We start from the raw sequence: 12,621 nt of genomic DNA, 5'->3' as shown, positions 1-12,621 counted from the left end.
TCTTTTGCGTATAAAAGAACCGGGATGTTTTTCAGCCCTTCCGGCGGATATCGGTTAACCGGTTCCCGCGGTATTTGATGTACACTTGGTCGCCAATGTTAAAATTTAAATACGTATCGCAGTCAGCCGTCAGCGTTTTGCCGTTATTAAAGGCGATCGCGCAATACGGTTTCGTTGTTGTTGGTGCCACTTTTATTTTCCGCTTCGTTTTCACACCGGTTGCAACCGGCACTTCTTTCCGGTTGGGCGTATAAAATTTATCAGTAATCTTTACGCGCTGATAGCTTACCGGGCGCTGAAAAAAGAGCAACCCTACAAGCACGGCCAGGCAGATGATGAATAAAACCAGTTTCCATTTCAGTTTTTCCATTTGTCATCCCTCTACTCCCAAAACGTCTCTATGAATATATTTATGGGGCCATTCATTAAAATATGTATATACCACAACCAAATGCTTTTTTAACCGAATCTTTCTTGAAACTTTTTAAGGCCGGTTTCGTATATTGATTAGACTAGTCTAGCAGAAAGCAGGGATGTTATGAGTGAAATTGCGCTCTCGGTCAAAGGGATTACAAAACAAATCCGCTCGCGCAAAATTGTGGACCAGGTCAGTTTTGAAGTGAAAAAAGGCGAGGTTTTCGGCCTTCTCGGTCCGAACGGCGCCGGTAAAACAACGATTATCCGGATGATTGTTTCATTGATGAAACGCACAAGCGGAGAAATCTATATTAACGGCAAAAGCCTTGATGAAGATTACAAAGGCGCTTTGAACGAAATCGGCGCGATCGTTGAAAATCCGGAGTTTTATCCCTATATGACCGGCTATCAAAATCTCGTCCACTATAAGAGAATGTCAAGGAAACCCATTTCTGAAGAGAGATTATGGGAAGTCGCAAAGCTTGTCAAACTGGAAGATGCCCTTAAACAAAAAGTCAAAACGTATTCGTTGGGAATGCGGCAGCGGCTCGGGGTCGCCCAGGCGATTTTGCACCGGCCTTCGTTATTGATCCTTGATGAGCCGACAAACGGCCTTGACCCGCAAGGCATCCGCGAATTCAGGGGCTATTTGCGGGATCTGGCGGGAAGCGGGGTATCTGTCCTCGTTTCCTCACACCTTCTTGCGGAAATGGAATTGATGTGCGACCGGTATGCCATTATCGAAAAAGGAAAACTGATCCATATTGAAACGATGGCAGAAACGACAACGGTGAAACAGGATGACCGCCGCGATATCCTGTTTGCAACGGATGACAGCGAAAGCGCGAAGCAGGCGGTAGAAAAACAGCTCCATTTTCCGGTTTCCATTGTCGATGATACGCACATTTTGGTTTCGGCAGCTTACAAAGACGCAGCCGTTATCAACGCAACATTGGTAGGAAACGGCTGCAACGTCTATGAAATTCATTTTGAAAAGAAAACGCTGGAAGACCGTTTCCTTGAACTCACGAATCATACAGCAGGGGAGGAAAATCAATGACCGCTTTAATTCGAAATGAATGGATGAAAATATTTGCCCGGAAAAGCGCATGGGTCTATATGCTCCTGATTGTAGCGTTCGTGCTGATTGCTGCACTGTTTTACAATAAGGTTTACGGCAAAGACGATCCAAACTGGCGCACGAAAATCGAGAAAGAAATCAAAGCGGATGAGGCACTCATGAAAAAGGATCCTGAACAATACGCGGACCTTGCGCCAACCATCCAAAGAAAGCAAGATTATTTGAAATACAATATCAATCCGGATGCCCATTCAAACTGGCATTTCATGAACAATGTGGTCATTCCGCTTGGTTCATTTGTCACCTTGTTCAGTGTAATCGTCGGGAGCGCCAATGTCTCATCGGAATTTGCATCCGGAACGATTAAGCAACTGATGATCCGCCCGCATGAGAGATGGAAAATTTTGCTGTCCAAATACATTGCTGTAACAGCCTACGCGGTATTACTGCTTGCTGTCCTGCTTTTAGCCGGCTATTTGATCGGCATCATTTTTCAGGGATCCGGCAGTTTCCATATGAAAATGGTCGAAAATACTTTGGATTCCAGCCAATATAAAATTAAAGAAATCGGTCCGCAGTTTTTCCTGAAATTTGCCCTTTATCTGCCGAGCCTTGTCATGGTAAGCGCGATTGCGTTCATGCTTTCGACCCTGTTCAAGAGCCAGGCGCTGGCTGTCGGGATCGGCATTTTTGCCCTGTTTATCACAAACACACTGGGCGGGATTTTTCTGTTTCTGATGGACCGGTACCATTGGCTCAAATTCCTGATCTTCCCGCATTTGGACTTGTCCGTCTATGCGTATCAGGATAAACTTACAGATGGCGTCACCTTGCCGTTTTCATTAATCACGCTGGCTGTTTATTATGCCGTTTTTATGGCCTTGACCTTTTGGTATTTTCAAAAACGCGATATTGCGTTTTGATACAGCGGGCAAATTCGGGTAAAATGGCGGCAAAGGGCCGGGTGAAGGAGGGATCTGCCAGAGCAGGTCTCTTCTTTGCTTTTTTTGGGACGGCGCACGCATCAGGCTGTACAGGCGGCGCATAGCGTGCGCACCCGCCGAATAGGATAATAATGGGGGCTTGCCCGGACCGCTGGAGGATGATATGGGAAAAAACAACCGGAAAAAAATCAATGCGGCCGTTTTGTTCGTTTTCATTGTGTATGCTGCTTATTTAATGGAACTTTTGTTTTTTATCCCGTACCGCCATGCGCCCAATTCTGCCAGCCAAAATGTTATCCCGTTTAAAACGATCCGGATGTATATCCTTTATTACCGTTACTTTCAATTTGAAGTCTGGTTTTCCAATCTGTTTGGGAATATTTTCATGTTTATGCCGTTCGGGTTTTTCCTGCCTATTCTTTTTAGGCGGCTGAGAAAGGCCTGGATAATGGGATTGCTGTCTTGCCTGGCATCGGCTTTGGCGGAAATCATTCAAGGATATTTCCATGTCGGGGGTTTTGATGTGGATGACATTTTGCTGAATACAACGGGCGGATTGTGCGGTTACGGCATATTTTTACTGGTCCGCAAGCTTGTGAAAAAAATAAAAATTGAGATTTGGCGTTAAATATGCATAAGAAAAGCCCTACGGAGATAATCTAACGGGGACCCATCAATGGCCGGCCTAAAAAAGGGGGGAAGTGTGGATTGGATGAAGAAAAACTGGTCCGGTTTTTAAACCAGGAACTTTCAAATTTTACAGTGCTTTATATCAAACTGCACCGTTACCACTGGTATATTCAGGGGAAAAACTTTTTTACGCTCCATGCTTATTTTGAAGATTTGTACCAGGCGTTTTCAAAACAAATGGATGTGCTTGCCGAAAGGATTTTGGCAATCGGGGGACGGCCGCTTGCAACCATGTCGAAATTCCTGGACCGGAAGACGCTTGTTGAAGCGAGCGCGGATAATGAAGAAGGCGAACTGCTGCAGCAATTAAGGGAGGATTTGGCACAGCTGGCAAAGGAGATCCTGGAAACGGGGATTCCGCTGGCGGAAGAAAGAAAGGACGACGCCACCGTCAATCTGCTCACCCGGTTTTTGGCCCGGTTTGACAAGGATATCTGGATGCTGGATGCGATGGCGGACAAACGGTAAATGCCCTTGTTTTCCTCAACCGGGAAGCAGCGGCAAATAAAAAAACAGCCTTTCCATTTGATGGAAGGGCTGTTTCACTTTATATAAACGTATCAATCAAAAGGAACAGGTTCAGGCATACGACGAATCCTGCCACGATCCAGGAGATGATGCTCGTTATCCGGTGGTTCACCAGTTCACCCATGATCTGTCTGTTACTCGTGAACAGAATCAGCGGGACAAGGGCAAAGATGATCCCGAATGAGAGAATGACCTGGCTTATGACAAGCGCGCTTGTCGGGTTGGTGCCCAGCATGATAATGAGAAGCGGCGGGATCATTGTGATCGCACGGCGCAAATAAAGATTGATCCGTTTGTTGATAAATCCTTGCATGACGACATCACCGGATAATGTGCCAACAGAGGAGCTGGAAAGCCCTGCAATCAAAAGGCCGAGGCCGAAAGAGATAGCCGCTGCCGGACCGATATGGGTGTAAAACTCGCGAAACGCGACATCCAGATCTTCCACGACAAGGCCGTGTTTATAAAATACACTGGACGCAATCACAAGCATGCTCATATTGATGGCCCCGGCAATCACCATGGCGATGATGATGTCGATCAATTCAAATTTGAAAATTTTTCTTTTTTCCAGCTCATTTTTCCCGACGATTCTGTTTTGCGTCAATGAAGAGTGCAAATAAATGGCATGGGGCATGACGGTGGCGCCAAGAATGCCGGCAGCCAGGACAACGCTTTGGATGCCATCGAATTTTGGCGTGACAAGCCCGCCGAGCACTTTCACCCATTCCGGTTTTGCCAGAAACGTTTGCAAAGCAAAAGCGAGCACAACAATCATCACAAGGGCGGCAATTACTGCCTCAAATGACCGGTAGCCGCGGCGTTGCAATTCGAGAATGGCAAACGATCCGGCTGCTGTAATCAATGCGGCCGGAAGCAGCGGAAGGCCGAAAATTAAATACAGGCCCAAAGACGCGCCGATAAATTCTGCCAAATCTGTTGCAATAATGACAAGCTCGCTTTGGATCCATAAAAATATCGACACCGGTTTTGAAAAACGGTCATGCGCAACTTCCGGCAGATTTTTCCCGGTTGCAATGCCGAGCTTTGCGGAAAGGGACTGGATTAAAACGGCCATTAAGTTTGAAAAGGCAATGACCCAAAGCAGCATATAGCCGTATTTCGATCCTGCCGTAATATTGGTGGCAAAATTGCCGGGATCGATATAAGCAACGCCTGCAATGAAGGCCGGGCCAAGGAAAGGTAAAATCCGTTTTAACCCTTTTACATCCCCTCGGAGCACGGCTTGTGCGCTCGTTGTATTATGGGACGTGCGGCCTGGCATTTTTTGGCTCATCGTTTTTTCACTCATTAGATGTTTCCCCCTTCTTTAACTTTAACCCCGAAACAAAAAAGTTTCCTTAGGGAAAACTTTATCTGGTACTATTATATTCAATGTTTGCGAAAAAGTAAACCTTTTGCATGCATTTTCCCCTGTATTTTTTGTGGAAAACATGCTTTTTGATCATTATGCCCGATTTATGTGCGGTTATGGCTTCTGCTCCGGGAGAGAAAGCAGGAGGGGAGAAAAATGCATCCTTTTCTTGAAAACTGTGGTATATATTAGGTATAGGGAAAACTGTTTTCACATCATGGAAACGCTAATAAAAAAGGGGGGAATCGATTGAACGAGACATTCATTATCGAAAAGTTAAAAAAGCGGGAACCGTCCGTTTTTGGGATGGACCGTTTGTCCCAGTTTGCGGTCCTGTTGCCGCTCGTTCAAAAAGGCGATGGCCTTCACGTTTTATTTGAAGTCCGGTCCCGGCAGTTAAGAAAACAGCCGGGGGAAATTTGTTTTCCGGGCGGCAGAATTGAGACGACGGATAAAAACCCGATGGAAGCCGCGATTCGGGAAACAACCGAGGAATTGGGCATTGACGCGTCTGTCATCCGGGACGTGTTCCCGCTTGACTATGTCGTTTCATCATACGGAAGGCGTGCGATCTTTCCGTTTGCAGGTTTTTTGCCGGATGCGCCTTTTCATCCGAATCCGGGCGAAGTGGAAGAAGTCTTTACGGTCCCGCTTTCACATTTCGCCAAAATAGCGCCGGAATGTTACCGGATCGAATTTAAGGTGGAGCCTGACCAGGATTTTCCTTTCCATTTAATTCAGGGCGGCAAATCATATAAATGGAATAGCCAGCAAATGGACGAGTATTTTTATTACTACGGGGAGTATGTCATTTGGGGATTAACCGCCGGTATTTTGAAAAATTTTATGGATATTTTGGGCGCAGACAAGGCTTGAACGGTGCCCGCGGCGGCTGTCCTGCTGCTCTTTTGAAAACCGGAAATGCCGACAGGATCCGGAAGCCGGGCGCCTGAATACCGGGTGTTTCCATCATGGCCTGGTGTGTAAGGCATAAAAAGCTGTTCAATTGCGGGAAATTATTATAAAATGTTGTTTATAATACAAAGCTTCCGTTGCGGAAACGGAGGTCATTTTTACAATCGAGGGAAAATGAGCGATGATACAGCATGGTCTGGTCAGAGATGCCACAGAAGAAGATCTGCAGGAGATCCTGGACATTTATAATGCCTGCATTGGCAACGGGATTATAACGGCTGACACGGTTCCGGTCACCGTAGAAGAAAGGCTGCCGTGGTTTAAAGCCCATCAGCCGGAAAGCCGGCCACTTTGGGTGTTGGAAGCAGACGGGGAGATTGCTGCCTGGATCAGTTTAAGCGATTTTTACGGAAGGCCTGCTTACCAGCCTACAGCCGAGGTAAGCATTTATGTCAGCGGAAAATGGAGAGGAAAAGGGGCCGGGAAGTACCTGCTCAGGAAAATGTTGGAAGCCTGCCCGAAGCTTGGGGTGGAAACACTGCTCGGCTTTATTTTCAGCGAAAACAAGGCCAGTTTAAAGTTATTTGCATCCTTCGGGTTTGAAACCTGGGGGCATTTGAAAGAAGTGGCTGTGCTTGACGGGCGCATGCACGATTTAATGATCACCGGCAAAAAAATTTAAAGGATTTTGAAAGGCTTAAGGAGCTATAAAGTTATGAAAATAGAATTATGGTCGGATTTTTCATCGGCGGATTCTTATCTTGCCTTTGTTAGGCTTGGCGAGGCACTGGAACAATTTGGCCACAGGGAAAGCATTCAACTGGAATTTCGCAGTTTCATGAAAAACCCCGAAAAAGAAGTACATATTGAAGGGAGCCATAAACTGCTGCACTTTGCAAAACAACACGGGAAGCAGTCGTTTATTGCCAAGGCCCTGTTTGAAACGTATGCCAGGCAGCCCTCACCAGGCAAAGGAGATTTATTACAGGCTGCCCAAATGGCCGGGCTGGATAAAGGCAAGGCTGAACAGGCCATTGTAACGGATGTTTACTTGGAGCATATCAAAAAAGACCAGGCAGAGGCAGATCTGTTGGGTGCGGATTTTGCCCCCTTTATGGTCATCAACCGGAAATATGCGATTTCGGGAGCCCGCCCGGTCGATTTCATTGTCCGGTCCATGCATGAAGCATGGCGGGAAGAAACCTATGTGGCGGCCATATAAACATGAAAAAAGCGCCCGGTCCGGGGCGCTTTTTTCCGATCTTGTGTTACGGCGGCTAAGGCTTGCACTCCACATTGTGCATTCCAAAAAGGTTGCCTTGCCGGCTTACGCAATTCAGCTCATCGCTATATCAATATAGCATGATTTTAAACGAAAAACAAGCGTTTCAGCGAATTTCCGTTTATTGCCACACCCAAAAAAGGCCGGTAATTATCCCGGCCTTTTTAGTATCCTCACCAGCGATGCGCTTTTGCATTGCTCCTCAAGATGATGGTGTTTTGTGTGACTTCCGTCTCGCCATTGACCTGGGAATTTGTATGTTTCCGCCGCGTCCAGTTGTGATGGAACAACCCCGAATGCGGATCCAGCTGGTCTTTGTAGCTCATACGATCACCTCTTGGAAGGATTTGGATACCGCTGATATTCATACCGAATATCAATTCTAGCTTGTGCAGAAAGGGCAAAATTACACATCCTGCATATTTGCATCGTCTCAAATAAAAACCAGTATCTGTAAGAAATGGAAGTTGAACAAGAAAATCCGGCTGAAAAGCAGAACGAATAAAAAGTAAAGACACAATGTGCTAAAAACACATAATCATTAGCCTATTTTTCAATCACCCCATAATTTAAATGATCCTGTTGTACATTGTGCTAATAACAAAAAATAAATAAGAATCAAGGGCACTGCAACGCCAAACCGGGGAACATGCCGCATCTAAATAATCAAATTACACTATGTGCTGATAACACAATAAAAATAAAACCAAAACAAACATTTAAGGGAATGGAACGGAAAAAACTCCGGGATGCCAGAATTTAAGCGGGCAGAAACGGGCAAAAAAATCGGGATTGATTAGGCTTTCTAAATAATCATCCAACAAATGCAGACATAATATATAAAAAACAACCGTCCAGGAAAAGAAACGGCCGGCAAATGGCAGCATCGCCGTTTGCCAAACCAGGGCTTTTCCCGCTTGAATGCATCTGCAAAAAGCAAAGATCTTCATGAAAGCGCTTTAAAACAGGGGAGTTATGTTGGAATGGTTATAAAAGGATCAGCGTCTTGCCAACACTAATGGTATGGATCAACTTTTTGGAGGTGAAGAATGATGAACATCGAGAAAGCTGTTGAGGTCATTGACCGGATGCGCCTGCCAAACGGTGCTTATACCGCCAGTTTGTCTTCCGACTACCATTATGTTTGGATCAGAGATGTCGTATATACCGTTTTGCCCTTTTTAGCCACGCCGTCCCCGTACTATGAAAAAGCATACCACGCATTGCTTGATCTGTTTATCCGTTATGAGTGGAAAATTGACATTCATACGAAGAAAAGGCCTCGGTATTTATACGAATATATTCACGCCCGCTATTCCACTGACCTCAAGGAACTCCCGCAAGAATGGGGCCATGCCCAAAATGATGCTATTGGGGCTTTTCTTTGGGGAGTAGGGGAAGGCATCCACCACGGCCAGAAAATCATCCGCAGCCAAAAAGATTTGGAGATTATCCAAAAACTGGTTGACTATCTCGAGTGCCTGGAGTATTGGCAGGCCGAAGATAACGGCATGTGGGAAGAGAATATGGAGGTGCATGCTTCAAGTGTCGGGGCATGCGTTGCCGGCTTAAAAGCAGTCAGGATGCTCGTGCATGTGAAGGATGGGCTGATTGAAAAAGGGGAAGAAACACTTTATAAACTGCTGCCGCGGGAGAGCGCAGGCAAACCGACCGACCTTGCCTTACTGTCGCTCATTTACCCTTACCGGATTGTCAGCCGCGGCATGGCGCTTCAAATACTGGAAGATGTCACCACTACGCTTGAACGGAAATATGGCGTGATCCGCTATGTCAACGACCAATACTATAACGAAGGCGCAGAAGCCGAATGGTGCTTTGGTTTTCCGTGGCTTGGTTTATGTTTCTATGAACTGGGTATGTATGATAAGGCAAATGGATATGTGGAAAAAACCAAGCGCATTATTACGGAAAATTGGGAAATCCCGGAACTTTATATCGGCGGCAAGTACGTGCCAAATGGAAATAAGCCGCTTGCCTGGTCTGTTTCTTTGGCATACCAGTTTTTCAAAACAATGGACGTCCGTTAAACAATTGAACAGTCAATTTTAAGCTGTTTTAAATCCGCAGCCCGCATATTCATTGCATGTCAAACCAATGCGGCACATTTAAAACAGCTTTTTTCTATTGGTAAACGGAATGGCGGATTTGAAAATAAAATCATTTTGTCTCCATTTCGACAAAATTAGACGGCTTTTTTTGCAGGATTCGTAAAATTCATAACGAATAGTAAAAGTATGATGAAATAGCGGAGGTGCGACATTGGAAAATTCAGTAAAAAATTCGCAACAAGTCCTGCCCACTGATTTCGAGCTTTATTTATTCCACGAAGGCACCCTTTACGAGAGCTATACTTTGTTCGGAGCACATGCCATGGAGTATGAAGGAAAAAAGGGCGTGCGGTTTGCAGTTTGGGCGCCGAATGCGCAAGCCGTTGCCGTAGCCGGCGATTTTAACGGCTGGGATGGCAGCAAACACCAAATGAAACGGCTCAAAGATTCCGGCATCTGGGTATTATTTATTCCGGATCTCGCGCCTGGTGAACTGTATAAATATGAAATTACAGGACCTTCAGGCAATACTTTTTTTAAAGCGGATCCATATGCGTTCTATTCGGAAGTACGCCCGAAAACGGCATCTGTCATTTATGATCCCGGCATGTATCAGTGGCATGATAGAAAGTGGATGAGCCATAAAGCAAAATCCGACCCATACCACGAGCCGATGCTGATTTATGAAATGCATTTCGGTTCATGGAAGAAAAAAGCCAATGGTGATTTTTACACCTACCGTGAAATGGCAGACGAACTGGTCCCATACGTTGCCGGCCATGGCTATACGCATATCGAGCTTATGCCGATGATGGAACATCCGTTTGACCGGTCATGGGGCTACCAGATTACCGGTTTCTATGCACCGACGAGCCGGTACGGGAAGCCGGAAGATTTCATGTATTTTATCGACAAATGCCATCAGAACGGCCTTGGGGTGATTTTAGACTGGGTTCCCGTCCATTTCTGCAAAGACGCCCACGGCCTTGGCCGGTTTGACGGAACACCGCTGTTCGAGCCTGCAGATCCTGACATGGCGGAACGGCCGATTTGGGGTACATACAATTTTGACTTTCAGAAACCTGAAATTTTCAGTTTTCTTATTTCCAATGCCCTTTTTTGGATGGACGTTTATCATATTGACGGCTTCCGGGTTGATGCAGTTTCTTCTCTTATTTATTTGAACCATGACAGGGGAGACGAAAAGAAATTGGCAAACCAATATGGCGGTGACGTCAATTTGGAAGCTGTCGAGTTTATCAAAAAGCTGAATGAAGCCGTTTTTAAAAAGTTTCCGCATGCCTTAATGATTGCAGAAGAAGCAACATCGTGGCCACTCGTGACAGCGCCGGTTTACGCGGGCGGGCTCGGCTTTAATTATAAATGGAACATGGGCTGGGTGCATGATGTGCTCACCTATATGCAGACACCGGAGGAAAAAAGGCCTGATGCCCACGATCTCCTCACCTTTTCCATGCACTATGCTTTTTCGGAAAACTATGTACTTCCTTTTTCGCATGATGAACTGGTTTACGGAAAAAAATCGCTGCTCAATAAAATGCCCGGGGATTTTCCACAAAAGTTTGCAAATTTACGCCTTCTTTATGCTTATTTTATGACCCATCCGGGTAAAAAATTATTATTCATGGGAAGCGAATTCGGACAGTTTGACGAGTGGAAAGACCTGACGCAGCTGGATTGGATGCTGCTGGATTTTGAAACGCACCGGACCTTCTTTCAGTTTACAAAAGCCATGAACACATTCTATCAAAACACAAGAAGCTTGTGGCGGCAGGACCATGACCCTGAAGGCTTTGAATGGATTGATCCGAATAATCGCAGGCAGAGCATCATAATTTTTATGAGAAGAGGAAAGCGGAAAGGGGATTATTGCATCGTCCTCTGCAATTTTTCAAAAAACAAATATGACAAATTCAGAATTGGCGTGCCTTCATTCGGAAAATATATTGAAATTTTCAATACGGATGATGAACAGTTCGGCGGCAGCGGTTTGTTGAACAAAAAAGCAATCCAAGTGGATAAGGAGCCTTTTCATAACCAGCCATACAGTATGGAAATCAGCATTCCCCCACTCAGTGCATTGATCTTTAAAAAGCAATCAACAAAACGGCAAAGGGGTGGCAAAAAATAATGGCAGAAAAGAAATGGATGGCAATGCTCTTAGCAGGCGGACAGGGAACAAGGCTCGGGGATTTGACATCCCAGCTGGCAAAACCGGCAGTGCCTTTTGGCGGCAAGTACAGAATTATTGATTTCTCGCTAAGCAACTGCATGCACTCGGGCATTGATACCGTCGGCGTGCTGACGCAATATGAACCCCATCTCTTAAATTCGTATGTCGGAAACGGGAAAGCGTGGGACCTGGATAAAAATTTCGGCGGTACAACCGTACTGCCGCCGTATGTAGGGAAAGACGGCGGCGAATGGTATAAGGGGACGGCCAATGCGGTTTACCAAAATATCCAGTATATTGACCACTACAATCCGGAATATGTTGTGATTCTTTCAGGCGATCATATTTATAAAATGGATTACCGGAAACTGTTAAAATCGCATGTGGAAGCAGGGGCGCAGGCGAGCATTGCCGTCATTGAAGTCCCGTGGCAGGAAGCAGGCCGCTTCGGCATTATGGTAACAAACGCGGAAGGAAGCATTGTTGAATTTGAAGAAAAACCGAAATTCCCAAAGAGCAATCTTGCCTCCATGGGCGTATATCTGTTTAATTGGAAGCATTTGCGCGAATATTTAATACAGGACGAGAAAAACAGCGCTTCCTCGCATGACTTCGGGAAAGACATTATTCCGAAAATGCTGAAGGATAAAAAGAAAATGTATGCTTATAAATTCCAAGGTTATTGGAAAGATGTCGGCACGGTCCAAAGCTTCTGGGAAGCACATATGGACCTGCTGGAAGAAAAACCGGCATTTGATCTGGATGACCCGGACTGGCGCATTTTCACCGGAGATGCGAACCATCCTCCGCAATACATTGCGCCCCAATCCAATATTAAAAACGCGCTCATCAACGAAGGCAGCTGGATTTATGGGGATGTTTTCCATTCCGTCATCTCGGATCATGTCTATATTGGCAAAAACAGCACGATCCGGGATTCCGTCATCATGCCGAGTGTCACGATCGGCAGCAATGTGACGATCGAACGCGCCATTATTGCGAGCGGCACCGTCATTGAAAACGGCAAAAAAATCACGCCTTCAAAGCCAAATGATATTCAGTTGTACAGCTGTCCGCAAAACGGAGAAGAAGCGGAAATAAAAGAAGTTTTATAAAAGGGACGGGT

Annotated in this window: 13 protein-coding genes; 10 read left to right on the top strand and 3 right to left on the bottom strand. The window is 45.7% G+C overall.

What is annotated here, in order from left to right:
* Positions 1-31: 31 nt before the first annotated feature.
* The gene (locus NSQ19_RS07120) at positions 32-370 is read right to left on the bottom strand and encodes a hypothetical protein (RefSeq protein ID WP_013859395.1); all 339 of its coding nucleotides are present in this window, start codon (positions 368-370) and stop codon (positions 32-34) included.
* A gap of 168 nt (positions 371-538) precedes the next feature.
* Here NSQ19_RS07120 and NSQ19_RS07115 point away from each other — a divergent pair, with 168 nt between their 5' ends.
* From NSQ19_RS07115 to NSQ19_RS07100, 4 genes are all read left to right on the top strand, one after another.
* Positions 539-1,477, top strand: coding sequence for an ABC transporter ATP-binding protein (locus NSQ19_RS07115; RefSeq protein WP_328014260.1), 939 nt, complete (start codon positions 539-541; stop codon positions 1,475-1,477).
* Complete coding sequence (locus tag NSQ19_RS07110) at positions 1,474-2,421, top strand: ABC transporter permease (protein ID WP_315958382.1); 948 nt, start codon at positions 1,474-1,476, stop codon at positions 2,419-2,421. Before NSQ19_RS07115 ends, NSQ19_RS07110 begins: the two co-directional genes overlap by 4 nt.
* 184 nt (positions 2,422-2,605) lie before the next feature.
* The gene (locus NSQ19_RS07105; RefSeq protein ID WP_013859392.1) at positions 2,606-3,070 is read left to right on the top strand and encodes a VanZ family protein; all 465 of its coding nucleotides are present in this window, start codon (positions 2,606-2,608) and stop codon (positions 3,068-3,070) included.
* Positions 3,071-3,150: 80 nt separating this feature from the next.
* Complete coding sequence (locus tag NSQ19_RS07100) at positions 3,151-3,600, top strand: Dps family protein (RefSeq protein ID WP_340702631.1); 450 nt, start codon at positions 3,151-3,153, stop codon at positions 3,598-3,600.
* Between the two features lie 79 nt (positions 3,601-3,679).
* Here the strand turns inward: NSQ19_RS07100 and NSQ19_RS07095 are convergent, their stop codons facing one another.
* The gene (locus NSQ19_RS07095; protein ID WP_340702630.1) at positions 3,680-4,972 is read right to left on the bottom strand and encodes an Nramp family divalent metal transporter; all 1,293 of its coding nucleotides are present in this window, start codon (positions 4,970-4,972) and stop codon (positions 3,680-3,682) included.
* A gap of 312 nt (positions 4,973-5,284) precedes the next feature.
* On the opposite strand from NSQ19_RS07095, the gene NSQ19_RS07090 reads away from it, so the two are divergent.
* The 3 genes from NSQ19_RS07090 (at position 5,285) to NSQ19_RS07080 (ending at position 7,172) form a co-directional block, all read left to right on the top strand.
* Positions 5,285-5,911, top strand: coding sequence for an NUDIX hydrolase (locus NSQ19_RS07090; protein WP_061575454.1), 627 nt, complete (start codon positions 5,285-5,287; stop codon positions 5,909-5,911).
* Positions 5,912-6,131: 220 nt separating this feature from the next.
* A complete protein-coding gene (locus NSQ19_RS07085) occupies positions 6,132-6,632 on the top strand; it encodes a GNAT family N-acetyltransferase (protein ID WP_081110485.1) in 501 nt (166 codons plus the stop codon).
* Positions 6,633-6,665: 33 nt separating this feature from the next.
* Positions 6,666-7,172 carry a DsbA family oxidoreductase gene (locus tag NSQ19_RS07080; RefSeq protein ID WP_265115297.1) on the top strand — a complete coding sequence of 169 codons (507 nt, stop codon included), beginning with the start codon at positions 6,666-6,668 and terminating at the stop codon, positions 7,170-7,172.
* Between the two features lie 233 nt (positions 7,173-7,405).
* Here the strand turns inward: NSQ19_RS07080 and NSQ19_RS07075 are convergent, their stop codons facing one another.
* On the bottom strand, positions 7,406-7,558 hold the full coding sequence (locus NSQ19_RS07075) for a YpzG family protein (RefSeq protein ID WP_017554300.1): 153 nt from the start codon (positions 7,556-7,558) through the stop codon (positions 7,406-7,408).
* A gap of 726 nt (positions 7,559-8,284) precedes the next feature.
* On the opposite strand from NSQ19_RS07075, the gene NSQ19_RS07070 reads away from it, so the two are divergent.
* The 3 genes from NSQ19_RS07070 to NSQ19_RS07060 all read left to right on the top strand — a co-directional run bounded on the left by NSQ19_RS07070 (position 8,285) and on the right by NSQ19_RS07060 (position 12,610).
* A complete protein-coding gene (locus tag NSQ19_RS07070) occupies positions 8,285-9,280 on the top strand; it encodes a glycoside hydrolase family 15 protein (RefSeq protein WP_061575462.1) in 996 nt (331 codons plus the stop codon).
* Between the two features lie 232 nt (positions 9,281-9,512).
* Complete coding sequence (glgB, locus tag NSQ19_RS07065; protein WP_265115299.1) at positions 9,513-11,453, top strand: 1,4-alpha-glucan branching protein GlgB; 1,941 nt, start codon at positions 9,513-9,515, stop codon at positions 11,451-11,453.
* Positions 11,453-12,610 (top strand): glucose-1-phosphate adenylyltransferase, encoded by a 1,158-nt coding sequence (locus tag NSQ19_RS07060; RefSeq protein WP_340702629.1) that lies wholly within the window; start codon positions 11,453-11,455, stop codon positions 12,608-12,610. The genes glgB and NSQ19_RS07060 overlap by 1 nt, the downstream gene beginning before the upstream one ends.
* Positions 12,611-12,621: the final 11 nt, after the last annotated feature.

The organism is Weizmannia sp. FSL W8-1119, assembly GCF_038008605.1.
GTDB lineage: Bacteria > Bacillota > Bacilli > Bacillales > Bacillaceae_C > Weizmannia > Weizmannia coagulans.
Note: the sequence above shows the minus strand (reverse complement) of the source record. Positions and strands in the feature narration are given on the sequence as shown.

Bases quoted from the DNA above. Each gene is read 5' to 3' on its own strand.
- NSQ19_RS07120 (WP_013859395.1), bottom strand. From the start codon at position 370: ATGGAAAAACTGAAATGGAAACTGGTTTTATTCATCATCTGCCTGGCC.
- NSQ19_RS07115 (WP_328014260.1), top strand. From the start codon at position 539: ATGAGTGAAATTGCGCTCTCGGTCAAAGGGATTACAAAACAAATCCGC.
- NSQ19_RS07110 (WP_315958382.1), top strand. From the start codon at position 1,474: ATGACCGCTTTAATTCGAAATGAATGGATGAAAATATTTGCCCGGAAA.
- NSQ19_RS07105 (WP_013859392.1), top strand. From the start codon at position 2,606: ATGGGAAAAAACAACCGGAAAAAAATCAATGCGGCCGTTTTGTTCGTT.
- NSQ19_RS07095 (WP_340702630.1), bottom strand. From the start codon at position 4,972: ATGAGTGAAAAAACGATGAGCCAAAAAATGCCAGGCCGCACGTCCCAT.
- NSQ19_RS07085 (WP_081110485.1), top strand. From the start codon at position 6,132: ATGATACAGCATGGTCTGGTCAGAGATGCCACAGAAGAAGATCTGCAG.
- NSQ19_RS07080 (WP_265115297.1), top strand. From the start codon at position 6,666: ATGAAAATAGAATTATGGTCGGATTTTTCATCGGCGGATTCTTATCTT.
- NSQ19_RS07075 (WP_017554300.1), bottom strand. From the start codon at position 7,558: ATGAGCTACAAAGACCAGCTGGATCCGCATTCGGGGTTGTTCCATCAC.
- NSQ19_RS07070 (WP_061575462.1), top strand. From the start codon at position 8,285: ATGAACATCGAGAAAGCTGTTGAGGTCATTGACCGGATGCGCCTGCCA.
- NSQ19_RS07060 (WP_340702629.1), top strand. From the start codon at position 11,453: ATGGCAGAAAAGAAATGGATGGCAATGCTCTTAGCAGGCGGACAGGGA.